16 protein-coding genes and 1 tRNA gene are annotated in these 24205 nt (G+C 72.2%); 9 read left to right on the top strand and 8 right to left on the bottom strand.

The window, feature by feature from the left end; genetic code table 11:
• Positions 1-36: 36 nt before the first annotated feature.
• The gene (locus ACZ59A_RS05330) at positions 37-3879 is read right to left on the bottom strand and encodes an amino acid adenylation domain-containing protein (RefSeq protein ID WP_470953728.1); all 3843 of its coding nucleotides are present in this window, start codon (positions 3877-3879) and stop codon (positions 37-39) included.
• 334 nt (positions 3880-4213) lie between these two features.
• On the opposite strand from ACZ59A_RS05330, the gene ACZ59A_RS05325 reads away from it, so the two are divergent.
• Positions 4214-4792, top strand: a complete 579-nt coding sequence (locus tag ACZ59A_RS05325) for a MarR family winged helix-turn-helix transcriptional regulator (protein ID WP_470953725.1) — start codon at positions 4214-4216, stop codon at positions 4790-4792.
• Between the two features lie 184 nt (positions 4793-4976).
• On the opposite strand, the gene ACZ59A_RS05320 is transcribed toward ACZ59A_RS05325, so the two are convergent.
• Positions 4977-5052: transfer RNA gene (locus ACZ59A_RS05320), tRNA-Arg, on the bottom strand.
• 383 nt (positions 5053-5435) lie between these two features.
• Between ACZ59A_RS05320 and ACZ59A_RS05315 the strand changes: the two genes are divergently transcribed.
• The 7 genes from ACZ59A_RS05315 to ACZ59A_RS05285 all read left to right on the top strand — a co-directional run bounded on the left by ACZ59A_RS05315 (position 5436) and on the right by ACZ59A_RS05285 (position 14572).
• Positions 5436-7052 carry a dynamin family protein gene (locus ACZ59A_RS05315; RefSeq protein ID WP_470954652.1) on the top strand — a complete coding sequence of 539 codons (1617 nt, stop codon included), beginning with the start codon at positions 5436-5438 and terminating at the stop codon, positions 7050-7052.
• Positions 7049-9154: a GTPase gene (locus ACZ59A_RS05310; RefSeq protein WP_470953723.1), complete on the top strand. Its 2106-nt coding sequence runs from the start codon at positions 7049-7051 to the stop codon at positions 9152-9154. Before ACZ59A_RS05315 ends, ACZ59A_RS05310 begins: the two co-directional genes overlap by 4 nt.
• 141 nt (positions 9155-9295) lie before the next feature.
• Positions 9296-9748, top strand: coding sequence for a single-stranded DNA-binding protein (locus ACZ59A_RS05305; RefSeq protein ID WP_470953721.1), 453 nt, complete (start codon positions 9296-9298; stop codon positions 9746-9748).
• 207 nt (positions 9749-9955) lie between these two features.
• Positions 9956-11386 (top strand): Cys-Gln thioester bond-forming surface protein, encoded by a 1431-nt coding sequence (locus ACZ59A_RS05300; protein WP_470953718.1) that lies wholly within the window; start codon positions 9956-9958, stop codon positions 11384-11386.
• Positions 11387-11626: 240 nt separating this feature from the next.
• On the top strand, positions 11627-13291 hold the full coding sequence (gene ettA, locus ACZ59A_RS05295; RefSeq protein WP_470953716.1) for an energy-dependent translational throttle protein EttA: 1665 nt from the start codon (positions 11627-11629) through the stop codon (positions 13289-13291).
• Between the two features lie 4 nt (positions 13292-13295).
• Positions 13296-13778 (top strand): acyl-CoA thioesterase, encoded by a 483-nt coding sequence (locus ACZ59A_RS05290; RefSeq protein ID WP_470953714.1) that lies wholly within the window; start codon positions 13296-13298, stop codon positions 13776-13778.
• On the top strand, positions 13775-14572 hold the full coding sequence (locus tag ACZ59A_RS05285; protein WP_470953711.1) for a DUF8185 domain-containing protein: 798 nt from the start codon (positions 13775-13777) through the stop codon (positions 14570-14572). The genes ACZ59A_RS05290 and ACZ59A_RS05285 overlap by 4 nt, the downstream gene beginning before the upstream one ends.
• 45 nt (positions 14573-14617) lie before the next feature.
• On the opposite strand, the gene ACZ59A_RS05280 is transcribed toward ACZ59A_RS05285, so the two are convergent.
• Positions 14618-15022 carry a globin gene (locus tag ACZ59A_RS05280; RefSeq protein WP_358617572.1) on the bottom strand — a complete coding sequence of 135 codons (405 nt, stop codon included), beginning with the start codon at positions 15020-15022 and terminating at the stop codon, positions 14618-14620.
• A 100-nt stretch (positions 15023-15122) separates the two neighbouring features.
• On the opposite strand from ACZ59A_RS05280, the gene ACZ59A_RS05275 reads away from it, so the two are divergent.
• Positions 15123-16169 carry a methyltransferase domain-containing protein gene (locus ACZ59A_RS05275; protein WP_470953708.1) on the top strand — a complete coding sequence of 349 codons (1047 nt, stop codon included), beginning with the start codon at positions 15123-15125 and terminating at the stop codon, positions 16167-16169.
• Between the two features lie 50 nt (positions 16170-16219).
• On the opposite strand, the gene ACZ59A_RS05270 is transcribed toward ACZ59A_RS05275, so the two are convergent.
• From ACZ59A_RS05270 to ACZ59A_RS05250, 5 genes are all read right to left on the bottom strand, one after another.
• The gene (locus ACZ59A_RS05270; RefSeq protein WP_470953705.1) at positions 16220-17485 is read right to left on the bottom strand and encodes an FHA domain-containing protein; all 1266 of its coding nucleotides are present in this window, start codon (positions 17483-17485) and stop codon (positions 16220-16222) included.
• 60 nt (positions 17486-17545) lie between these two features.
• Complete coding sequence (locus ACZ59A_RS05265) at positions 17546-18913, bottom strand: vWA domain-containing protein (protein WP_470953702.1); 1368 nt, start codon at positions 18911-18913, stop codon at positions 17546-17548.
• A gap of 123 nt (positions 18914-19036) precedes the next feature.
• Positions 19037-20326: a PP2C family protein-serine/threonine phosphatase gene (locus tag ACZ59A_RS05260; RefSeq protein WP_470953699.1), complete on the bottom strand. Its 1290-nt coding sequence runs from the start codon at positions 20324-20326 to the stop codon at positions 19037-19039.
• Positions 20327-20329: 3 nt separating this feature from the next.
• On the bottom strand, positions 20330-22798 hold the full coding sequence (locus ACZ59A_RS05255; protein ID WP_470953697.1) for a serine/threonine-protein kinase: 2469 nt from the start codon (positions 22796-22798) through the stop codon (positions 20330-20332).
• Entirely contained in the window at positions 22791-24134 is a 1344-nt protein-coding gene (locus ACZ59A_RS05250) for a hypothetical protein (RefSeq protein WP_470953694.1), read from the bottom strand. Before ACZ59A_RS05250 ends, ACZ59A_RS05255 begins: the two co-directional genes overlap by 8 nt.
• Positions 24135-24205: the final 71 nt, after the last annotated feature.

The raw sequence follows: 24205 nt of genomic DNA, 5'->3' as shown, positions 1-24205 counted from the left end.
CGTACGGGGATGGTCTACGGGGTGACGGCTGGTGGGTCAGCCGCCCAGGCGGGTGTGGATCGCCGAAACGAGCTCGCCGACTCCCTTTTCCTTCAGCACGCTGTAGTGGTCTCCGGCCAGCTTCACCATGGTCGGAGGCGTAGCGGAAAAGTCCGTGCTGCCCTCGATGAACGAGTAGTCGTCACCCGTGGCCTTGAAGATGGTCACAGGGGTGTTCAGCGTGCGCTCGGCCAGCTCGCGGAAGCTGTACTCGAATTCGTACGTCGCCTCCACGATCCGGGTGATCCGGTGGATGAGCGCTTCGTCCAACTGCGGGAGGAGTTCATGGATATAGGCCACGAACTCGTCCTCGTTCCGGACCGTCTCAAGGCACCGGTCGCGGTCGGGACCGCTGATTCCGCCGGTGAAGACGGAGTAGAGGATCGTGAGATAGGCCGGATTGTCGTACGTCGCCTCACGTCCATACTGCTTTCCTTCCGTCTCCCGAACCTCGGGGTTTCCGGGGCAGATCAGGAACAGGTTCTCCACCCGTTCCCCCGCGTTCTCCAGCTGCCAGGCCGTCTCGAAGGCGACCCGGGCGCCGAAGGAATAGCCCCACAGGGTGTACGGGCCCTCCGGCTGGATTTTCCGGATCTCGGCCACATCCGCCGCGGCCATCTCCCGGATCGTCGGGTACGGCGTCTCGCCGTCATTGATGCCGTGCGCCTGGATTCCGTAGAACGGCCGGTCCATATCGGCGCTCAGGGCGAGCTGCTGGAGGTTCATCGGATAGCCGCCGAGCCCCGGCCAGCAGAACACCGGCGACTTGCTGCCCTCGGACTGCAGCCGCAGGAACCGGGATATCTCCCCGGTGACGGTGCCGTCGACATGCTCGGCGAGCTGGGCCACCGTGGGCGCCTCGAAGAGCACCTGAACCGGAAGCCGGGTCCCGAATCGCTTGTTGAGCCGATTGACGAGCGTCACGGCGATGAGCGAATTACCCCCGGCTTCGAAGAAGTTGTCCTCCGTCGAGACCGGTTCGTACTTCAGCGCCGCGCCCCACAGTTCGGCGAGGGCCAGTTCGGCGTCGGTGCCCGGCGCCACGAAGGCGCGGCTCTCCAGCCCCTGGGACAGCTCGTCGAAGGTGGCCAGCGTCTTCACGTCGATCTTGCCGTTGGCCGTCTGCGGCAGCGCGTCCAGGACGACGACCTTGTTGGGCAGCATGTAGTCCGGCAGATAGGCGGCCAGGTCGTCCCTGATCACCTCGGTCGGACCCTTCATATGGACGATGTCCTCGCCCATGCCCTCGCTCGCCTCCTGCTCGGGCGAGATCCGGCCGCCGACGAAGAAGTAGGAGGCCCCGGCCGGGATCGAGGATTCGGCCAGAATGGCGTCCAGACGCCGCGCGGCGGGCAGCGGATGGCCGGTCTTGGAGCTGTACCCGGAGGACATCAGCCCCAGCCCCAGGTGGTTGGCCTGGAGGTGGTGGAGCTTCTTGCCCAGCGCGATGTACTCCAGCCACGGTTCCTCGGCCCGGCTGACGGCGCTGATGCCGAAGCTGGAGCGCTCGTAGACCGCCTGGTTGATGGCGATCACGTGCCGCTTCTCCACCAGCTCGTCGGAGATCTTCTCCAGATCGCCGCCCTGGTAGCGGTACTGACCGCCCGGCAGGTCGGTGACCTTCCCGGGGTGGACCTGGAGGTAGATCTCGGTGGGGTCCTCCGGCGGTCGCCCGTCGCTCTGCCGGATGTCGAAGGTGCCCAGGTAGTGGTCGTCCTCCGCCACGTCGAACAGCGGCATCACTTCCGGCCGGAACCCGTACGGATGAATGGACAGGCCGTGGGCGGGCAGCACCTGCTCGAACAGGCCGACCATATGGCCCGTCTCGAACTCCAGCACCTCGAGGATGTTGTTCTTGTAGACGGGCTCGATGGCCTGCCGCTTGCCCACGAAGTGGACCTTCAGCTGCGGGGAGCCGTCGCCCTCGACGGTGCGGATCAGGGTGAGCTGATGGTCCAGCGGGTTGTAGTAGTAGATACCGGCCGCCAGCTGGTCGATGCCCGCGATCTCCAGATACATCTGGGTCGCGTACAGCGCGCCGGGCGAGGCGTACGCGTACTTCGGCAGCAGCCGCTCCTCGCTCTGGAACTGCCCGAAGGAGCGCAGGATCTTGCCCAGCCCCTGAAGCGTCAGCTCGCCGAGCGGCCGGGACGAGAGAGGTCCGGCACCGTGGTCGAGCAGCTTGAGGACGCGTGCGCGGCTGGTCTCCCCGCCCTCGTAGAAGCGGTACGTCTTACGGGCGAACGCCTCCCGGCGCAGCTCCGCGCTCGCGTCGCGCCCGGGCAGGTCCACGTGGGTCCGCCCGGCGAGGTCCTCGGAGGACCGCAGCCCGGGGTTGGAGAGCTGGGCCTTGACCTGGAGCTTGTTGGACTTGGACTGGTGGTGGGAGCCGTGGTTGCCCTGGTCCATCAGGGCGGCTTCCTTGGGGTTCAGCTCCACGGCGGCGACCAGGTTCTGGGAGCCGGTGCGCTCGTCGTCCTTGACGAGGACGGCGGCCCGCTTGACCCAGGCGTGGTTCTCGATGGTGCGGGCGATCTCGTCCAGCTCGACGCGGTAGCCGCGCAGTTTGACCTGGCTGTCGGTCCGGCCGAGGAAGTGGACCGTCCCGTCGGGGGCCTGGGACACCAGGTCGCCGGTCCGGTACAGCCGCACCGGGTCCTGCCCGGGAGCCGCCGCTACGTGCGGGAAGCGCTCCTCGGTCAGCTCGGGCCGGTGCACATAGCCGCGGGCGAGCTGGACACCGGAGATGTACAGCTCACCGGTCTCGCCGTGCGGCACGGGCCGGTGGTTCTCGTCCAGCACGTGGTAGCCGGTGCGGGCGACAGGGGTGCCGATGGGGATGACGGTGGGTTCGTCGTCCACGGTGGCCGGGTCGATCTCGTACGCCGAGGAGTTGATGGTGCACTCGGTGGGCCCGTACAGGTTCACCAGGCGCGCCTTCGGCAGCGTTTCGAAGAACTCGGCGGCCAGCGCCCTGGTGAGCGCCTCGCCCCCGCTGAACACCCGGCTCAGGCTGGTGCAGTCGCCCAGCCGCTCGGTGTCCACCAGGGCCTGGAGCAGCGTCGGGACGCACTGGAGCGTGGTCACCCGGTGGCGGTCGATCGTTTCGATCAGCCCCTCCGGGTCGCGGTAGACGCCCGGGGCGCCCATCACCACGCGGGCGCCGCACGCCGATCCGAGGATTTCCCACTGGGCGGCGTCGAAACTCATCGGGGTCTTCTGGAGGATGACGGTGTCACCGTCCAGATGGCCGGACTCCCGGAGCCAGCCGAGCTGGGCGGCGATGCTGCGGTGTTCGACCATCACCCCCTTGGGCTTGCCGGTGCTCCCGGAGGTGTAGATCACATAGGCGAGCCCGTCCGGCCGCGGATCCTCCGGCTGCGGCTCCGCCACGGGATCCGGGAGGGGCGGCGGTGTCCCCGTCGGCTGATCGGCCAGGGCCTCGTCCACCGCGACGATGGCGGTATCGGTCGGGGCGAGTTGGCGCAGCCGGCCGACCAGGTGCGACTGGGTGACGATGACCTGCGCACGGGCGTTTTCGATGATGAAGCGCAGCCGCTCCTCGGGGTAGTCCGGGGAGAGCGGCACATACGCGCCACCGGCGCTCAGGATGCCCCACGCGCCGACGATGAGGTCGAGGGACGGATCGGCGAAAAGGCCCACGCGGTGGTCGTGCTGTACGCCGGACTCCTGGAGCCGGCGGGTCAAGCGGGTGCTCTGGTCGAGGAGGCCCGCATAGGTGAGCTGGGCGTCCTCGGAGACGACGGCGATGTCGTTCGGTCGAGACGAGACCTGCGCTCGAAGGAGAGCAGTCAGGGTGTCAGGGTTTCCGACAGGCATGAAAAACCTTCCCGTTTGTCGCTCTTGATGGCTTCCGGCGTTGGCTTCGGTGCGAGCGCCGATGGATGAGATCAAGCAGTGCTGACGAGATGGGTCTGTTCAGGTCTTCGGTGGGAACCCAGGCATGGCTCAGCCGGGGGCCTTCGGCCGTAAGGCACCCGGGCCTGGCGCCGGCCATGGGCATGGACGAGGGTTGGTGTGCTCATGGGCGTGGCCGGGAGTGACCCCGTTGCGTACCCAGAGCTGTCTGACAGCCACTGACCGTAGAAAGTAGGCTTGGTTCATGTCAAATAGTTCGATGTTGAACTCGCCCAGAAGCGGCGGGGCCGGAGAGGTGAACCAGCAGCACGAACAGGCCCGTGAGCAGCCCCCTGAGCAGCCGCTTGACCAGGCATTTCAGCAGCCGGAAGACGCGCTCGACCGCATCCTTCAGCAGTGGGCGGAGACTCGTCCCGACCTGGACGCCTGGTCCATGGGGCTGATGGGGCGGCTCTTCCGTGCAACGCGACTGGTCGAGCGGGGGGTGGTGGAGCAGCTCGCGGCAGAGGGCATGGAGCGCTGGGAATTCGACGTACTCGCCAGCCTGCGTCGCAGTGGCCCGCCCTATGCCCTGTCCCCGAAAGCCCTGGCCGCGGCCATGATGATCAAGCCTCCGGCGCTGACCCACCGGGTCGACCGGCTGGTGACCCGCGGCCTGGTCGACCGCGAACTCGACCCCACCAACCGACGCAGGATGGTGATTTCACTCACCCCGGAAGGATTTGAGCTGCTGGAAAACGCAGTGGAGGGGCATGTCCTCAACGGAGAAAGCCTGTTCAGCGCCCTGGACCGGACGGAGCAGGAGCAATTGACCCACCTGATGCGCAAGCTGCTGCTCTCCCTCGGTGACACGCCTCCCCCCAACGTCACCTGACGGCGGGCCGGGCGTGGTGTGAACTCCGGCATGTCCGGCGGTGCGTCAAGCTTCGTCAGGAGTTCACACAAGCCCGGGGGAGGATCCGGGATCATCGGTGTGCGGGGCGGCCGGGGTCATCGGCGTGCGGGATGGCCGGGGCCGGCGCGGGCGGAGCCGCGCGGCCCGGCCGGCGGTGAGCCAGTGGCGCCCCCGGCAGGACTCGAACCTGCGGCCAAGCGCTTAGAAGGCGCCTGCTCTATCCACTGAGCTACGGGGGCCGGTGGTGGGCCTGGAACTGCTGAGCCCCCGGGTGCCGACGGGTCCGCGGTGCGGCCGTGGTGCCGGTGGCCGGGCGCGGCGGATCCGTGACCTTGCCGGGGACAAGGATAGGGCTCACTGCGCCTCGCCCCGGTTGCTTCACCTCCGTGGCACGTTGTGGAGGTTCGGTGAAGCGGTCCGATAATCGCAGGCAGGTACGAAACTCGCATCGTTTTTCACGCCTCAAACGGCGGGTGTTGTCTACTCGTTATGCCTGAGTCCCGTCCGTCACGTCTGCCTCGTGTCCGATCTGAGGTGATCCGGGTGGGTCTCTTAGACGCGCACGAATGAGCATACGCTTCAAAAAGACATCAAAACCGGGCATTCTTCGCATGTGGCGATCTTGGACGTACGGCCCCGGCTGCTCGACGCGCTGACCGCACTGCGCGACCGCGTTGACGCCGCACGGTTTCCTCTCCCTCTTCCCGGTGCCGACCGCGCTCGCCGCAGCCGTGCCGAGTTGCTCGCTCAACTGGACGACTACCTCGTGCCCCGGTTGCGTGCCCCCGAAGCGCCTCTCCTGGCGGTGATCGGCGGATCGACCGGAGCCGGGAAGTCCACTCTGGTCAATTCGCTGGTCGGGCGGCGGGTGACGGAGGCCGGGGTACTGCGGCCGACGACCCGTACGCCGGTGCTGGTGTGCCATCCCGACGATCACTCCTGGTTTGCCGGAAAGCGGGTGTTGCCGCAGCTCACCAGGGTGTGGGTACCGGCCCAGGGCGACCGGGCGGAGGGGCCGTACGACGAGGAGGAACGGGCCCGGGAGGGCGACGGGCCCGCGGCGCTGCGGATCGAGACCGATCCGGGGCTCGCGCGGGGGCTGGCGCTGCTCGACGCGCCCGACATCGACTCGCTCGTGGCCCGCAACCGCGACCTCGCCGCCGAGCTGATCTGCGCCGCCGACATCTGGGTGCTGGTCACCACGGCCACCCGGTACGCCGACGCCGTGCCCTGGCATCTGCTGCGGACCGCGAAGGAATACGACGTGACACTTGTCACCGTGCTCGACCGGGTGCCGCACCAGGTCGCCGCCGAGGTCTCCGGGCAGTACGCGGCGCTCCTCACGGCGGCCGGGCTCGGCGATGTGCCCCGCTTCACCATCCCCGAGCTTCCCGAGTCGGCGGGCGGCGGCAGCGGGCTGCTCCCGGCCACCGCCGTCGCCGCGCTGCGCGGCTGGCTCACCCAGCACGCCCAGGACCCGCAGGCCCGTACCGTCGCCGCCGCCCGCACCGCGGCCGGGGTCCTCGCCTCGCTCCAGTCCCGGCTGCCCGCCCTGGCCGGGGCGGCGGCGGCCCAGCACGCCGCGGCGGTGCGGCTGATCCAGCGGGTCGAGGGGGCGTACGCGGAGGCGGCCGAGCGGGTGCGGCGGGAGATCGTCGCGGGGGCGGCGCTCGCGGGCAGCGCGCTCACCCACTGGCATGGCCAGCCGCACGACAGCACCCCCGGTGAGCTCCTTACGGCGCTCACCGAATCCCTCGCCACCCTGCTGCGCAGCGCGGCGGCCGCCGCCGACGAGCGGGTCGCCGAGGCAGGGAAGCGGGATCCGGCCGCCCGGACGGGGCTCGCCCCGGCCGACGCGCGCGAGGCCGGGGAACGGATCGGCGTAGCCGTACGGCGCTGGCAGCGCTGCGTCGAGGAATTGGCGGAGGAGGAGACCCGCGCCCGGATCCCCGACGACGGCGGAACCGACGCATCCGACGAGGTCGCCGCCCTGCTGGTCGCCTCCTTGCTGGGCGGGCGCCGGGCCCGCAAGGCGGGCGAACGGCTCGCCGAGACGCTGGGCGCGCACCGCGCGCTGCGGCTGGGCGACCGCGGCGGGCGGCTGCTCGACGGCTGTGTGGCGCGCGCCCTGGAGGCGGAGCGCGACCGGCGGCTGGCGCCCCTCGACGCCCTGGACGCGACCCCGGACCTCCAGGTCCAGCTGATCGCCGCGCTGTCCCTACTGCAGAAGGAGAGGTGACCGAGGTGACGGCCACTGCTGCTGGTCCGGACGGCGGAGACGGGAGCGGACCCGGGGATGACGCGGGCTCCGAGGACGCGCTGCGGGCGCGGCAGACATGGGACGACGGGCTGATCGCCCGGCGCGCCGGGAGGCGGGCCGCCCGCCGCGCTCCCCGGGCGGTGCCCGGCCCGGTGGCGTCCGCCTCGGTGGTCTCCGGCTCGGCGGCACCGGCGGCGCGAACCGCTGCCGTTGCCGTCGCTGTTGCTGCCGGTGCCGGTGCCGGTGCCGGTGCCGGTGCCGAGGCCGGTGCTAGTGCTAGTGCTAGTGCCTCCGGGGTGCGGGAGCTGGACGGGGCGTACGGGTCGTACAGCTCGTACGGGTCCCGCGAGGCGTACGAGACCTACGAGGCGTACGCGTCGTACGAGCGGCCCTTCGGCCCCGGCGCCCGCAGCTTCGCCGCAGGCAGTCTGCGGCCGCGCCTCGACGCCCTGCGCCAGCTCGTGGGGCTGTCCCGCACCCGGCTGGACGGCCGCACCCTCGCCGGGGCCGGGCGGGTGCTGGACGAGGCCGCCGCGCGCGGACGGCATCCGCTCGGGCATACCGTCGTCGCCCTCGCCGGAGCCACCGGAAGCGGTAAGTCGACACTCTTCAACGCGCTCGCCGGGGCGCCGCTCTCCGAGGCCGGGATCCGTCGGCCGACCACCGCGGCGCCGCTCTCCTGCGCCTGGACCGATCACGCCGACGGGCTGCTGGACCGGCTCGGCATCCCGCACGCGGACCGCCGCCGCCCGGCGTATCCGTACGATCCGGCGCTGCGCGGCCTCGTCCTGCTCGACCTGCCCGACCATGACTCGGCCGCCCCGGGCCACCGGGACCGGGTGGACCGGCTGCTGGGGCTGGTCGACGCGGTGGTGTGGGTGGTGGATCCCGAGAAGTACGCGGACGCGGTGCTGCATGAGCGCTATCTGCGGCCGCTCGCCGGTTATGCGGAGGTGACGTTCGTCGTCCTCAACCAGGTGGACCGGCTGCCGGGCGACGCCGCCGACCAGGTGCTGGACGATCTGCGGCGGCTGCTGGACGAGGACGGGCTGGCGCTCGGCGAGCACGGGGAGCCGGGCGCGGCGGTGCTCGCCCTGTCCGCGCTCACCGGGGAGGGCGTCGGGGAGCTGCGGGAGATGCTGGGCGGGCTCGCGGCCGAATGCGGCGCGGCGGAGCGGCGGCTGGCGGCGGACGTGGACGGCACGACCGCACGGCTGCGGCCGCAGTACGTGGCGGACGGGGCACCGGCCGGGTTCACCGCCCTGGCGCGGGCGGAGTTCGAGGACCGGCTGGCGGAGGCGGCGGGCGCGGCGGCGGCCGGGCAGGCCGCGGAGCGGGCCTGGCTGCGGGACGCGCGGTGGGTGTGCGGGACGCCGTGGGCGCGGCTGGGGCGGGGGCGGGGCCCGGCCGGTGGCCGGGCGGAGGGGACGTGGGGTTCGGCGGATCCGGAGGGTGCGGAGGGTTCGCCGGGTTCGGTGGGTCCGGCGGGGGCCGGGCGTTCGGGGGAGCGGGAGGTCCCGGGGGCGCGGGCGAAGGCGGCGGCGATGGAAGCGGTCACGGCGCGGCCCGCGGTGGAGGAGGCCGTACGGACGCTCGCCGACGAGGCCACTGCCGGGCTGCCCGGCCCCTGGGCCCAGGCGGTGCGGGAGGCGGCGGGGTGGGGCGGCCGGGGGCTGCCGGAGGCCGTGGACGAGGCGGTGGCGGCCACGCGGCGCGGACAGTGTCTGACGCGGCCCGCGTGGTGGTCGGTGGTGGCGGTGACCCAGGTGGTCCTGCTGGTGCTCCAGGTGGTGGGGGTGGTCTGGCTGGTGGGGGCCGCCGCGGGGCTGTTCGGCGGGCCCGAATGGTGGATGCCAGCGGCGCTGCTGGCGGGGGGCGCACTGGCCGGGGCGGGGCTGGCGTGGGCGTGCGGCCTGGCGGCGCGGGGGCCCGCGCGGCGGTACGGGCAGGCGGCGGAGGCGCGGCTGCGGGACGCGGCGGTGGGCTGTGGCCGGGCGCGGGTGCTGGGGCCGGTGGGGGCGGAGCTGGCGCGGTACCGGGAGGTGCGGGCGCAGTACGTGATCGCGGCGGGGGAGGGGTGAGTTCACCGGAACGAGGGAGCGGGTTGTCCACAGCCTGGGGGTTGTGCACAGGCTCCGGCGGGGGTCGCGGATCGCGGGCAGCATGGGGGTCGGCGGTCCGGTGGGCCGCCGGGGGAGAGCGGCAGATCGGGGGGACCGGGCATGAACGAGACCTGGACGACGGTGGTGGGGAACGCCGCGACGCGGCCGGACTTCTGGGAGACGGCGGCCGGGGTCGCGGTGGCCCGGTTCCGGCTGGCGGCGACGGTGCGCCGCTGGGACCGGAAGAGCGAGGGATGGCTGGACGCGTACACGAGCTTTTACACGGTCTGGACCTGGCGGACCCTCGCGGCGAACGTGGCGGCTTCGGTGACGCTCGGCGAACCGCTGCTGGTCCACGGCACCTTGCGGGTGCGTGAGCGGGAGAAGGAGCGGGACCGGGAGAAGGCGGGGCAGGGCGCGGGGGAGGGGGACAGCGGCCCCAAGCGGTGGATCACCGCCGAGATCGACGCGGTGGCGGTCGGGCACGATCTCACGCGCGGGACCTCCGCCTTCCGACGGGTCTCGCAGGCCAAACCGCTTTTAAACGTACCGACCGGGGCAACACCCCTGTGACCAGGGGGGATTTATCGATAATCCCAGGTCATTCGAGTTCTGTGGGGCAGATAACAATTCCGATTCGGATCGGTTGGGGTCCGGTCCAAGCGGGGATCGTGGGGCTTTTCGCTCCCTAGGATCCCTGAGTGCCCAACGGGGGTTACTGAGTTTTGAGTTCGCTGGCGGGGCGCACCAACTGACTGGCGCTCGCCCGGAGGGGAAACCATGAATTCTGTGAAGAGGCGGGGTGCCGCCCGTTTTGCGGCCGCCGTTCTGGCGTCAGGGCTGGTCGCCGTGGGCGCGCTGGCCGGCGCCGGCACCGCCGCCGCGGACGATGTGCCTCCGGGGAGCGGTGGGGCCACCGCCACGCTGAGCGGTCTCAAGACCTTCGACAAGGCGGTCATTCACGACAAGGGTGACCAGGAGGTCGGCGCCGGTCTCTTCGAGATGGCGGTCGACAACGGTGGCAGTATCCAGACGTACTGCATCGATCTGCACAACCCGACGCAGAGCAAGGCGAAATACGAAGAGAAGCCCTGGAGTCAGACTTCGCTGGCGAACAACCGCGAAGCAGGCAAGATCAACTGGATTCTGCAGAATTCCTATCCTCAGGTGAACGACCTCGCCGAACTCGCCTCGAAGGCGGGCTCCGGTGCCCTCACCGAGAAGACCGCCGCGGCCGGTACCCAGGTCGCCATCTGGCGCTTCTCCGACCAGGCGAAGGTCGACGCGGTCGACCCGGCGGCCGAGAAGCTCGCCGACTATCTGGAGAAGAGCGCGCGGAACCTGGCCGAGCCCAAGGCATCGCTCAGCCTCGAACCGTCGGCCGTCTCCGGCAAGGCCGGTGAGCGGCTCGGTCCGGTCAAGGTCCGCACCAACGCCGAAAGCGTCACCCTCACCCCGGGCACCGAGGCGGCCGGTTCCGGCGTCAGGCTCGTCGACAAGAGCGGCAAGACGATCACCAGCGCCGCCAACGGCGGCGAGGTCTACGTCGACGTGCCGTCCGACGCGGCCGACGGCTCTGCCACGCTGACCGCCCAGGCCGCCACCAAGGTTCCGGTCGGCCGCGCGTTCTCCAGCGACACCAAGAGCCAGACCCAGATACTCGCCGGTTCCAGCGAGAGCACCGTCTCCGCCTCGGCCAGCGCCCACTGGGCGGAGAAGGGCGCGGTCCCGGCCGTCACCGCCGAGAAGGACTGCGCCGAGGGCGGTGTGGACGTCACGGCGACCAACAAGGGCGACGAGGCGTTCACCTTCACGCTGCTCGACCAGAAGTACACGGTCGAGGCCGGTCAGTCGAAGACCGTCACCGTTCCGGTGAACGAGGACCAGAGCTACAAGTTCAGCGTCCGGGGCCCGAACGGATTCAAGAAGTCCTTCTCCGGCGTCCTCGACTGCAAGACCGCGGGCAGCGGCGGCGGCAGTGACACCCCCTCCTCCAAGGCGGGCCCGGCGTCGGCCGGGGGCACCAGCGGCGGCGAGGTCGCCAGCGGTGACACCACTATCGTCGACGACACCGCCGGTGGCGAGGACCTCGCCGAGACCGGCAGCAGCAGCTCCACCCCGGTGATAGCGGGCATCGCCATCGCGCTCGTCGTGGCCGGTGGCGGCGCGATCTTCTTCGTCCGCAGGAAGAAGGCCACCTCGGGCGAGTGACCGCCCGGCGGAGTGACCGCCGACAACGGACGGTGAGGAAGGGCCGGGGCCTCGGGAAGCGGGCTTCCGGCCCTTCCTGCCGGGGCGGCCGTCCCACACGGCGGACCAACTGGTTTCCGCCTCGGGGCCGCCGTACGGCAAGATGGGGTGGGGTGTCTCTGCCCTGACGCGGCGGAGCCCGCATGCACCCATGCGGCGCGCCCGCACATCGATACCTACCAGATTGCCGGACGGTTTCTCTTGGCTGAGTTCATCTACACCATGCGCAAGACGCGCAAGGCGCACGGCGACAAGGTGATCCTCGACGACGTCACGCTGAGCTTTCTGCCCGGCGCGAAGATCGGTGTCGTGGGTCCCAACGGCGCCGGTAAGTCGACGGTGCTGAAGATCATGGCCGGGTTGGAGCATCCGTCCAACGGCGATGCCTTCCTCTCCCCGGGCTACAGCGTCGGCATCCTGCTGCAGGAGCCCCCGCTGGACGAGTCCAAGACCGTGCTGGAGAACGTCCAGGACGGCGTGGCGGAGACCAAGAGCAAGCTCGACCGCTTCAACGAGATCGCCGAGCAGATGGCGACCGACTACAGCGACGCGCTGCTCGAAGAGATGGGCAAGCTCCAGGAGGACCTGGACCACGCCAACGCGTGGGACATGGACGCCCAGCTGGAGCAGGCCATGGACGCCCTCGGCTGCCCGCCCGGCGACTCGCCGGTCACCACCCTCTCCGGCGGTGAGAAGCGCCGCGTCGCGCTCTGCAAGCTGCTGCTGGAGGCCCCCGACCTGCTGCTCCTCGACGAGCCCACCAACCACCTGGACGCCGAGTCCGTGCAGTGGCTGGAGCAGCACCTCGCCAAGTACGCGGGCACCGTCGTGGCCATTACCCACGACCGGTACTTCCTGGACAACGTCGCCGAGTGGATCCTCGAGCTGGACCGCGGCCGCGCCATCGGCTACGAGGGCAACTACTCCACCTACCTGGAGAAGAAGCAGGCCCGCCTCAAGGTCGAGGGGCAGAAGGACGCCAAGCGCGCCAAGCGCCTCAAGGAAGAGCTGGACTGGGTCCGCTCCAACGCCAAGGGCCGCCAGGCGAAGTCCAAGTCCCGGCTGACCCGTTACGAGGAGATGGCCGCCGAGGCCGAGAAGACCCGGAAGCTGGACTTCGAGGAGATCCAGATCCCGCCGGGCCCGCGCCTGGGCAACGTCGTGGTCGAGGTGGAGAACCTCTCCAAGGCGTTCGGCGAGAAGGTCCTCATCGACGACCTCTCGTTCACCCTGCCGCGCAACGGCATCGTCGGCGTCATCGGCCCCAACGGCGCGGGCAAGACCACCCTGTTCAAGATGATCCAGGGCCTGGAGACCGCGGACGCGGGCAAGATCAAGGTCGGCGACACGGTCAAGATCTCCTACGTCGACCAGAGCCGCGCCAACATCGACCCCAAGAAGACGCTGTGGGCGGTCGTCTCCGACGAGCTGGACTACATCAACGTCGGCCAGGTCGAAATGCCGTCCCGCGCCTATGTCTCCGCGTTCGGCTTCAAGGGCCCGGACCAGCAGAAGCCCGCCGGGATCCTCTCCGGCGGTGAGCGCAACCGCCTCAACCTCGCGCTCACCCTCAAGCAGGGCGGCAACCTGCTGCTCCTCGACGAGCCGACCAACGACCTCGACGTGGAGACCCTCTCCTCCCTGGAGAACGCGCTGCTCGACTTCCCCGGCTGCGCCGTGGTCGTCTCCCACGACCGCTGGTTCCTCGACCGCGTCGCCACCCACATCCTGGCGTACGAGGGCGAATCCAAGTGGTTCTGGTTCGAGGGCAACTTCGAGTCGTACGAGAAGAACAAGATCGAGCGGCTCGGTCCGGACGCGGCCCGTCCGCACCGTGCCACCTACAAGAAGCTGACCCGGGGCTGAGGGGATGGCCCGGCACCTCTACTCCTGCCCCCTGCGCTGGTCCGACATGGACGCGTTCGGCCATGTGAACAACGTGGTCTTCCTCCGCTACCTGGAGGAGGCGCGCGTCGACTTCATGTGGCGGCTGGCGCCGGGGAACGGAAGCGACGCGTTCACCGGCGGGGTGGTCGTGGCGCGGCACGAGATCGACTATCTGAGGCCGCTCGTCCACCGGCACTCGCCGGTGACCATCGAGACCTGGGTGAAGAAGATCCGCGCCGCCTCCATCGACCTGTGCTACGAGGTCAAGGACGAGGAGACGGTGTATGTGCGGGCCGCCACCCGCATCGTCCCCTTCGACCTCGAAGCGGGTCGGCCGCGCCGCGTCTCCTCCGAGGAGGTGAGCTTCCTGACCACCTACCTGGAGCCCGAGCCGGGTGCCGGGAAAGCGGCCGGGAAGGCCGGGAAGTCTGCTGAGAAGTCCGCCGAGGGGGCCGTCACGGTATGACAGCCTTCCGGAATGAGCTGCACTTCGCCGACGCGGGGGAGGCGGCCGATCTCGCCGCCTTTCTGGCCCGGCTGATCCACTACGACCGCGCCGCGGCCGTCCGGCTCCAGGCGGGCGGCGGGGTGCTGGCCGTCTTCGGCCGCCCGCCGTCGTTCGAGGTCCTGGCCATCCGTACGGCACGGCTGGAAGCCCTCGTCACCGCGGGTGCCACGGACGCCGGGGCGCCCGGCGGGCCGGGGGAGCTGGACACCACCGTCTCGGCCGGTCAGTTCGCCGACGCGCTGGATGAGGCGGGCTCCGGCCGGACGGCGCAGAGCGCGCCCGGCGGTCTCACCGTCGCCGTGCCGGAAGCCGTCACCGGCCCGCCCTGGGCCGGGGTGCTGCCGCCGCGCGGCGGCTGGCGCCGGGAGCCGGGGCTGCCCGGCGCGGACGAGGTGCGCGGGGCGGTGGCGGCCGCGGTCGCCGAGTTCCGGGCCCGCGACGAGGCGCTGCCCGAGGAGCGCCGTACGCGCGCCGAGCGCGATGCGATCGGCCACGAGATCTGGTCCCGCACCCTCGGGGACACCCGGCTGCCGCTGCGTGCCGTGCACGCCGCCCAGTCGCTGGGCTTCCTGCGCCCCGCGCGGGCGGGCGCGCCCGCCGCCACCGGTTCCCGAGGTGCCACCGCCCTCGCCCCGGTGGCCGAGCCGCTCGCCCTGCTCGCCGCGGGCGGCTGGCTGCGGCTGCGCACCCCGTACGGCTCGATCGCGGTGCGTACGTCGGGGCTGCCCGGGCTGTCCGTGACGCCCGCCTAGGGCACCCCTAGGGCACGCCGAGGGCGTGCCCGGGGCAGCGGCGTCTCAGCCCTCCGTGTTGACCATGGAGGCGGCCGCGTACGTGAGGTAGTTCCACAGCTGGCGCTCCAGGTCGGGCGCCAGCTCCAGTTCGTCGACCGCGTCCCGCATATGGCGCAGCCAGGCGTCATGGGCCGCCCGGTTCACGGTGAACGGCGCGTGGCGCATGCGCAGTCGCGGATGGCCGCGGTTGTCGCTGTAGGTGCGGGGTCCGCCCCAGTACTGCATGAGGAAGAGCACCAGGCGCTCCTCCGCCGGGCCCAGATCGTCCTCGGGGTACATCGGCCGGAGCAGCGGGTCCTCCGCGACCCCCTGGTAGAAGCGTCGCACCAGGCGCCGGAAGGTCTGTTCGCCGCCGACCAGCTCGTAGAAGGTCTGCTCCTGAAGTGTGCCGCGCGGAATGTCTTTCACGCCTCCATGCTCTCAGACAGGGCGTCCTAGGTAAGGGGGCGTAGGACCTGCCCGGCAGACGGAGGTAGCGGGCCGGAGACGGGCGCAGGACAGTGGAGGCATGGGCGGCGCGGGCGTGACGGAGACGGGCGGCGGGCGCGGACGTACGGGCGAGCGGCCCGATCCGTATGCCGAGGCGGCCGCGGTGGCGCGGGCCGGGCTCGTCCGCGCGATGACGGCGGGCGGCGGGCTCACCGATCCGCGGTGGCGGGCGGCGTTCGAGGAGGTGCCGCGCCATCTTTTCGTGCCGTACTACTACGAAGCGGGCGAGGCGGGCGACAAGGGCGGGACGGCGCTCACCGCCCGGCTCTGGCGGGACGACCGGAACCCGCTGCACCGGGCCCGCTGGCTGGCCGGGGCGTACGCCGACGCACCCCTGGCGACGCGGGTGCGCGACGGCGAGCTGATCTCCTCCAGCAGCCAGCCGTCCCTGATGGCGCGGATGCTCGACGCGCTGCGGGTGCGGGACGGAGACCGGGTGCTGGAGATCGGCGCGGGCAGCGGCTACAACGCGGCGCTGCTCGCCCATCGGCTCGGCGACGCCCGGGTGACGACCGTCGACCTCGACCCGGAGATCACCGAGGCCGCGCGCAGACATCTCGCCGCGGCCGGATTCCGTCCGGCCGTCCTCACCGGTGACGGGGCGCGCGGCTGTCCCGCGCGAGCCCCCTACGACCGGATCATCGCGACGTGCGCCGTGCCGTCCGTACCGTCCGCGTGGCTCGGGCAGTGCCCGCCCGGGGCGCTGGTGCTGATGCCGCTGGCCACCGGGCTGGTGCGCCTGCGGGTCCATGACGCCCGGCACGCGGAGGGCCGCTTTCTGGCCACGCCCGCGTACTTCGTTCCGCTGCGCGGCAGCGGGCCGCCGGATCCCGTTCCCACGCACGGGCTGCCCTCGTGGCCGCTGCTGGACGAGTCGTTCCGCTTCCTGCTGAACGTGGCCGCGGGCCGACTGGAGCCGGTCGAGGCGCTGGCGCTGTGGGAGCACGAGGGGCGCCCGGGGCGCGAGCGCTACGGGGTCACGGTGCGGGGCGAGCGGCAGTGGACCTGGCTGGACGACGCGGAGGGCGCGTACGCCTGGCCGCTGGGCGCGGAACTCAGCCGATGAGGCCCGGCTCCGCGGCCGGGCCGGGGCGGCATGCCCCGGCCCGGGTGTGGCTAGCCGCGGCGGACGGTGATCGTCGTCCAGGCGCCGACGTGCACGCGGTCGCCGTCCTGGAGCGGGATCGGGACGTACGGCTGGATCGGCTCCTCGCCGCCGTTGATCGTCGTGCCGTTCGTCGAGTCCTGGTCGACGACCGCCCAGCCACCGTCCGGCTGCTGGACGAGGACCGCGTGCTGGTGCGAGACGCCCGGGTCCTCGGGCGCGCGCCCGAGGTCGATGTCCGGGGCCTCGCCCGTGCTGTGGCGGCGGCGGCCGATGGTGATCTGCTGGCCGCCCATCGGCAGTTGCTGCTCGGGGGAGTACGCCGGGAGATTCAGCCCGGCGGCCTCCGGGCCGCTGCGGTGCATCATCGCCGTGAAGTAGTCACGGTCCGGCGCGACGACCGCCGTCCAGTTCCCGGGTCCGGCCGGGGGCGGGGGCGTGTGGCCGCCGCCCTGTCCGTACGGGCCGGGCGGCGGGGGCGCGCCGGGGCCCTGGTACGCCTCGTTGCCGTACGACGGGGCCTGGGGCGCGGGCGGCTGCGGCGCCTGGGGGTAGCCGTAGCCGTAACCCTGCTGCTGCGGCGGGGCCGGAGCCGGTGGCGGCGGGGCGGCGCCCGCGGAAGCCTGCGGCGGCGCCAGCGGCCAGTCGTCCTCCGCGGCACCGAAGGCCGGGCCGGAGGGCTGCTGGTGGGGCTCCGACGGGGACAGCGGCTCGGCCGGGCGGTTGATCTGCGACGGGCGCGAGGCCTGGTAGTCACCGCCGTGCGTCTGGTGCGGCGGCTGCTGGCCGTGCGGCGGCAGCGGCTGCCCCTGCGACGGCGGGCCCTGCGACGGCGGACCCTGCGGCGGCTGTCCGTACGACGGCTGCCCGTACGGCTGCGGCGGCCCGGGCGGCGGCGGGAAGCCGCCCTGCCCGGGGGGCGGCGGAGCGTACGAGGTGGGCTGCTGCGTCAGGAAGTTGTAGCGGCACTCCTCGCAGAACGGCGCCTGCGCCTCACGCGGCGTACGGCACTGCGGGCACGCCTCCCCCGGGTAACCGGCGTTCGGCTGCGGCGGGGCGGGGTAGCCGTAGCCGGACGAGGGCGCGCCGGGCGGGGGCGGGCCGCCCGGGGTGGGGTAGCCGTAGCCGCCGGGGCCGGGCGCACCCGGGCCGCCCGGCATCGGCGGGGGCGGCGGCGGGACGTGGCCGGAGGGCATGGGTGTCCCCGACATCCGGTGGCCACACACCTCGCACCAGTCCTCGGCAGCCGATTGGTGGCCGTTAGGGCAAGTCGGCATGTCGGTGATCCCCCTCTTGTGCCGTTCTTGGCATTTCTGCCGTAACGCGATCTCTTCGTGCTACTTCTTGACGCGAACTGTCTTGGTCGAGCGTGTCTCGAGTGTCATCTCGTCCGCCTCCGCGACCTTCGCTTTCAGTCGCACAGTACCTGCCGCCGCATCGACGACGTCCACCACCTTCGCAAGCAGTTTCGCCGTTTCCTTGTTCCCCGAAGCGTCCGCCAGCTGTACGGCCCTTCCCAGCTTGGCGGTCGCTCCCTCGATATCGCCGGACTTACGCGCATCCATGCCCTGTTGGATGACCTGTGCCAGTTCGGCCTGGCCCGTGTAGTGCGCGACCTGCGGATTCATCGAGGTGGAGGCGGTCATGTCGGTCGTCCACACGGCTCGGACGAGCCCCTGGGACAGCGGGGCCGGGGGGCTCTGGCCGTCCGGCTGCGGCAGGACGAGCGAGACCCGGGCCGCGAGCATTTCCTGGCCGATTTCCGCCGCCGGAACCCGCAGACACACGTGATAATCGCGTGATTCGTCCCCCCATGACCCTGTTGGGTAGTCGCCTGAGCGGGGCCCGGCCTCGGTGCGCCGCCCGGTCAGATCCTCGACCGTGGGTGCGACCTGTTTCACAAAGACCACCTCGCCGCCCACCGGGGTCCACAGCCGCAGATGGACGTCCGCGACCTCCTTCCGCATGGCCGTCGCCATCATCTGCGTGAAGTCCGCGGACAGTTCGACCGGATTCGCCACGATATCGGCCGTTCCGAGCAGGGCGGAGGCGATCCCGGTGACCTCCTTGACCTCCCAGTCCGTGCCGACCCCGCGGGCGTCGCACGTGAAGCGGCCCGCGCAGGCGTCGAGCGCGGCCCGCAGCTCCTCCGGCTTCTCGTGCTCGTTGCGGCCGTCGGTGAGCAGGATGCCGTGCCGGATCGAGACATCGGCGGCGCCCAGCAGCCGGTCGGCGAGCCTCAGCCAGGTGCCGATCGCCGTGCCGCCCGCAGCGCCGAGCCCCCGCAGCGCGTCCTTGGCCTCGGCGCGGGTGACCGGATCCGCCGTCGCCAGCCGACCGTTGCCCGGAAAGACCTCGACCGCCTTGTGGGTGCCCGCGATCACGGCGAAGGCGACCCCGTCGCGCACCGTGTCGATCGCGGCGGCGGTCGCGTCCCGGGCATTGCGCAGCTTCGTCGGCGGATAGTCCATGGAGCCGGAGCAGTCCACCATGATCACCACGGCTGCGTCGGCCGGGCCGCCGTCCCGGGCGTACTGGCCCGGGGCGGCGACGGGAGCGGGGATCGGTATCCCTCCGGTCGTCCCGCCGCCGGTCGAGGTGACCGTGACGATCGCGTTGACCTCACGGCCTCCCTCCGGGAGGTACTCGTTCTGATAGACGTCGACCGAGAACCGCGGCGCTTGGGACTTGGAGAAATTGGCCATCTGATCCGCTCCTTGGCGCTCCACAGGGACGTACGGGCATCACGTCGTGCCGCGAGAGCGTGGGCGGAGTGATGGCGCCCGGCCGTCACCCCCCTTGGGCCGGAGCCCGTCCCCCTCGGGCCGTCAGGCGGATCCTGCCCCTCCCGGCGCGGCGGGGAACGGCACCACCGCCACTGTTACGTTGTCGTGGCCCCCGCCGTTGAGGGCGTGGCCCACCAGGACCCGCGCACTCTGCAGCGGCCGGCCCCGGGCGTCCGGCGGCACCGCGCGGGCCATCTCCTCCGCCGACTCGGCGTAGTTCCACAGCCCGTCGGAGCACACCACCACGACCCCCGGCCGGTCGGGCTTGAACGAGGCGGTGTGCGGCTCCACTTCGTAGGCGTCCGCCCCGAGCCAGCCGGTGATGGCGTGTGCCCGCTCGTCCGCGTACGCCTCGGCCTCCGACATCAGCCCCGCCGCCACCATCTGGGCCGCCCACGAGTCGTCCTCGGTGAGCCGGGCGGGCTGAGTCGCCCGGTCGTCGGGCACCCAGTAGACGCGGCTGTCGCCGATCCAGCCGACGGTGAGCAGGTCGCCGGTGATCACCGCGCTGACGATGGTGCAGGCCGGAGCGTTCTGGCGCTGGGGCTCCTCGTGCGGGCCCGGCGCGGCGGTCTCCACGGCGAGCGCGGTGACCGCGTCGGCCGCGGCCACGATCGCGTCGTTCATGGCCTGCCGGGGGTGGGCCCCGCGGGGGAGCGAGGCCAGCAGCGACACTTCCGCCGCGTGGGCGGCCGCCGCCGACGCCTCGTCGGGGCGGGTGGCCGAGGAGACCCCGTCGCAGACCACCGCGACGACGGCCGGTGAGCCGTCCGGGAGGGCCGCGGCGGCCACGGAGAACGCGTCCTCGTTGCGGTGGTGGCGCAGCCCGCGGTCACTGGCCGCGGCCACACCCGCGACCTCCCGCTCCATATGGTCGCGCTCACGCGCCTGGGCGTGGCCGCAGTGCTCGCAGTATCCGTCCCTGTCGATGGTGCCCTCCTGGCACGCGGCGCACCGGGGGCGGCTGTCGCCGCCGGGCTGCCGGGGGTCCGCCCCGGTGCCGGTGCCCGCGCTCGCTCCCGTAGCTGTACTGGTGTGCGTCCGAGTCTGCGTGTGCGTGCCGACGGGTGCGTCGGCGGGGGTGGTCGGTTGTGTGCCGGGCGCTGGCGGGCCCGGCGGGGGCGGGGCGCCGAGCGCCGCCGCGGTCCGGGGGTCGGCCACCGGGGCGGGCGCCGGGGCGGCCAGCCGGTAGTCCTCCGGCCCCTGCCGCGCGGACGGCACGGCCGCCGACAGGTCGGCCCCGCACCCGCCACAGTAGTTGTCTCCCGCCTCCAGCGGCTCCGCACAGGTTGGGCAGGCTGACAGCTGGGGCAGCTGTGGCATCTGCGACATCGATCACACCCACGTTCTGGGGCGGTAGCGGTTGGCCCGCTCCACCAGTTCGATCCTTTCCTCGCCGCGCTGCGCGAGCCTGGCGAGTACCCGGTACGAGCGCTCCAGTCCCAGCCGCAGCCCGCGCTCGTCCAGGCTGCTGCCGAGCAACGGCGGCCGGGTCTGGCCCGGCGGCGCGCCGCTGCTGCCGGACAGTACCCAATCGAGCGCACTGCCCAGGACTTCCGTACACAGCCGCTCGCGCCGCAGCGCGTCGAGGCCCAACTCGCCCAGCCGCTCCACCTGGAGGGCGGCCGCCGTCAGATCGGCCAGCAGCGCCTCCCGCGCGGCCCGCTCGCGCAGCCGGGCCCGCACCGCGGCGACCCGGGCCGCCGTGTAGTGGATCGACGACTCCGGGATCGACTCCAGCACCCGCACCGCGTCCGCCCGGTCCCCGGAGCACAGACGGACCCGGGCCAGCCCGAAGGCGGCGCTCACGAAGCTGGGGTCGGTCGCCCAGACGAGCCGGTAGTACTCCGCCGCGTTGTCCAGCTGGCCCAGCACCTCGGCGCAGACGCCGAGCGCCAGCTTCGGCGCGGGCTCCCCGGGGAACGCGTCGTAGACGGCGTCGAAGGACAGCGCGGCCGTCTCGTGGTCACCGGTGGCCAGCGCGTGCACCCCCCGGTACCAGACGATCCGCCAGTCGTCGCGGTACGCGGCCTCCAGACCCGTCAGCGCGACGCCCGCCTCCTGCGCCTGCCCCAGCTCCAGCAGGGCGCGCACCCGCCGCAGCCGCAGCTCGGGCGAGTCGACGGGCGCGGTGTGCAGCGCCGCGCCGACCTCGGCGGGCGGGGCGGACAGCAGCCCGGCCAGGAAACCGGCGTTGGGATCCGCCGGATCCACCAGCGGCACGGGCAGGGCGAGGGCGGTGGCCCGGGCGTCCAGCGGTGCGATGGCGGGCAGCGGCAGGGCAAGCGGGCCCTGCGGCGGCACGGGGACGCCCGTCGGCGCGCCCCGGCCCGAGGCCCGCCCGCCCAGCAGCGACGGATCCTGGCCCTGCTCGGCGAAGAGCGCCGTGTCCACCACCCGGGTCTCCGGCCCGAAGAGCGTCGACAGCGCGGGACGGGGCTGCCCCGTCTGCAGCGCCACGGCCTCCCGCAGGATGCCGGTCAGCTGGTCGGCCATCTCCTGCGCGGAGGAGAACCGGCGCTCCGGATCGGGGTCGGTGGCCCGCACCAGCAGCCGGTAGAACGACTCGTACCGCCGGAAGACCTCGATGTGCTCGGGGTCCGGGAGGCTGTCCACGAAGACGTTCGTATAGCCCTGGAAGTCGAAGGTGAGCACCGCGAGCGTGCGCGCCACCGTGTAGAGGTCGGAGGCGACCGAGGGGCCCTGCTCGGCGACCTCCGGGGCCTGGTAGCCGACCGTGCCGTAGATGGCGCTGTCCTCGTCGTCCAGCCTGCGGACCGCGCCCATGTCGATGAGCTTGAGCTGGTCCTGCTGCTGTATGGCGTTGTCGACCTTGAAGTCGCAGTAGAGCAGATTACGGCTGTGCAGATGGCCGAGGGCCTCCAGCGCCTCGATCCCGTACGCGCACGCCTGCTCGACCGGCAGCGGATCGCGCCTGCCGTCCGGGGCGCGCCGCTCGTTGGCGATGTCCTTGAGGGACTTGCCGCCGACGTACTCCATGACGATGTAGCCGTCGAGGCTGCCGGTGTTCTGGTCGAGGTGCTCGACGAAGTTGTAGATCCGGACGATGTTGGAGTGCTCGATCTCGGCGAGGAAGCGGCGCTCGGACACCGCGGCCGCCAGCGCCTCTTCGTCGCCGGTGTCCAGCAGGCCCTTGAGCACCACCCAGCGGTCCGACACCGCACGGTCGATGGCCAGATAGACCCAGCCGAGACCGCCGTGCGCCAGACAGCCCGCCACCTCGTACTGCCCGTGCACGATGTCGCCGGCGCCGAGCTTCGGCACGAACGAGTACGGGTGGCCGCACTTGGTGCAGAAGCCCTCGGTGCGGCCCGGCCGGTCGCCGCGGGCGCGGCCCACCGGCGCCCCGCAGTCGCCCCGGCTGCAGAACCGCTTCCGCTCCGGCACCTCGGGGTTGGCCAGGACCGCCGTGCGCGGATCGGGGCGCGGCACCCCCGGGACGCTGACCAGGCCCGCGCCCAGCGCGTTCCGCCCGGAGGCGGCCGAGGAGGAGCCGGAGCCGCGCACCGAGACCGAACGCGAGGAGCGCCCGGACGAGGCACGGGTCAGCCGCCCGGACACCGAGCGCCGGGACGACGACGAGCGGGACGGCCGGGACGCACGCGAGGAGCGGGACGACGAGCCCCGGCCCCCTCCGGCGACGCCGGTGGGCGGTGAACTCACCATGCCCTGCGGGGAGACCACCGGGGCCATCCCACAGGTGTCGCAGTACAGCTCGCCGCCGCCCATGTCCTCGTACGACCCGTCGCACTCGCGCCGCTGACAGGTGACCGTCTCACTCATACCGCTCCCCCTCGCTGCCGTGCTCGGCGGCACCGTGACCGGCGGTGTCCTGCTGCCGGGACGCCAACGCCTCGGCGACCGCCCGCTGATAGCGCAGGACCGCCTGATCGGCGACGCGCAGATCGCACGGGGCGCTCCACAGCATCCGCCGCGCCGCGTCGTACCGCTCCACCAGCAGCGGATCCTCGGCCATACCGTGCTGGGCGACCTTCGCCTTGTACGCGTCCAGTCGGCCGCGCAGCTCGGCGCGGACCGCGAGCGGCGCGGTCACCGCCGTCAACGATTCGCGGGCGCGCAGCAGTTCGTCGTCGGCGCGCTGCTCCAGGCTCTCCAGCAGCGGCGAGAGCCGGTGCCACTGGGAGCGCCGCCGGTAGTCGGCGGCCGTGACCAGCTGCTCGTGCAGGGCGGTCGGCGGGCCGCTGACCGCGGGCACCTCAGTTGCCGCGATCTTCGCCAGCACCTCACCGCGCGCCTGCCGGGCCTCCGCGAGCGTGCGATCGGCGCGGGAGAGCACATCGCGCAGCCGCATCAGACGCCGCTCCGCGTCCTGCCGGACGTCCAGAACGGCCTCGATCTCGCGCCGCACGTCGTCCAGAGCGCGGGCGGCGCGGTCGTAGCGCACGGTGTCGGGGCTGCCGCCGCCGGGCGCCGAACTGCCGACGGCCGGTTTCCAGAAGGCGAGCGGATCGGAGACCACCTCGGCGCGCAGCCCGGTCAGCTCGGCGGTGATCTGCTCCAGATCGTCGCCCGAAGGGTGCTCACCGGGCCGCACCCCGACCGAATGGGCGAGCGAACGGGTGCGGTGCAGCTCGGCGGAGAGCATGTCGATCCGGGCGGGCAGCGCGGACCACACGGCGTCGGCCGTGACGATGACGTCCAGCGCCTCGGCATACCAGCGGTTCATCCGGTCGACCAGCCGGTCCAGGCTCAACTGCTCGCTGAGCAGCGGCGATCCGGTGATCGTGGCGGTGCTGGGCAGGGTGATCCCGGGGCCGCGCAGCAGCTCGGTCAGCTCGGCCAGCTCGCCCGGGGTGGACCAGCGGTGCCGGGAGCGCACCTCGCGGGCGCGCCGGAGGGCGTCCGTGTACGCGTCGTAATAGCTCCACAGAAGGGAGATGGCCTGCTCGGTGGTGGCCCACCGGTCCTTGGTGACGCCCGTCAGCTCGGCGCCCTCGAGCAGCCTTCTGCCCGCGTGGTCCTGGAGGGCGAGCAGCGACGTCTCGATCGCCTCATGCTCGGCTCCGAGCCTCGCCAGCGCACGGTCGACCTCTTCGCGGCCCATGGCCGGCCCCTCGGGTGTCCCCGCGGCGCCGGGGAAGGGTCCCGGGACCCCCATCGATCACCTCTCCGAGTCCGTGTCCGTATCCGTCAGGCGTGATCCGTCTGCTGCGACATCCCTACGCGTGT

Source organism: Streptomyces sp. NPDC040405 (genome assembly GCF_055595765.1).
This window is presented reverse-complemented; position numbering and strand designations above follow the sequence as displayed.

Coding starts and splice junctions, on each gene's coding strand:
- ACZ59A_RS05300 (WP_470953718.1), top strand. CDS start 9,956: ATGAATTCTGTGAAGAGGCGGGGTGCCGCCCGTTTTGCGGCCGCCGTT.
- ACZ59A_RS05255 (WP_470953697.1), bottom strand. CDS start 22,798: ATGAGTGAGACGGTCACCTGTCAGCGGCGCGAGTGCGACGGGTCGTAC.
- ACZ59A_RS05260 (WP_470953699.1), bottom strand. CDS start 20,326: ATGTCGCAGATGCCACAGCTGCCCCAGCTGTCAGCCTGCCCAACCTGT.
- ACZ59A_RS05290 (WP_470953714.1), top strand. CDS start 13,296: ATGGCCCGGCACCTCTACTCCTGCCCCCTGCGCTGGTCCGACATGGAC.
- ACZ59A_RS05265 (WP_470953702.1), bottom strand. CDS start 18,913: ATGGCCAATTTCTCCAAGTCCCAAGCGCCGCGGTTCTCGGTCGACGTC.
- ACZ59A_RS05250 (WP_470953694.1), bottom strand. CDS start 24,134: ATGGGGGTCCCGGGACCCTTCCCCGGCGCCGCGGGGACACCCGAGGGG.
- ACZ59A_RS05305 (WP_470953721.1), top strand. CDS start 9,296: ATGAACGAGACCTGGACGACGGTGGTGGGGAACGCCGCGACGCGGCCG.
- ACZ59A_RS05330 (WP_470953728.1), bottom strand. CDS start 3,879: ATGCCTGTCGGAAACCCTGACACCCTGACTGCTCTCCTTCGAGCGCAG.
- ACZ59A_RS05275 (WP_470953708.1), top strand. CDS start 15,123: ATGGGCGGCGCGGGCGTGACGGAGACGGGCGGCGGGCGCGGACGTACG.
- ACZ59A_RS05270 (WP_470953705.1), bottom strand. CDS start 17,485: ATGCCGACTTGCCCTAACGGCCACCAATCGGCTGCCGAGGACTGGTGC.
- ACZ59A_RS05285 (WP_470953711.1), top strand. CDS start 13,775: ATGACAGCCTTCCGGAATGAGCTGCACTTCGCCGACGCGGGGGAGGCG.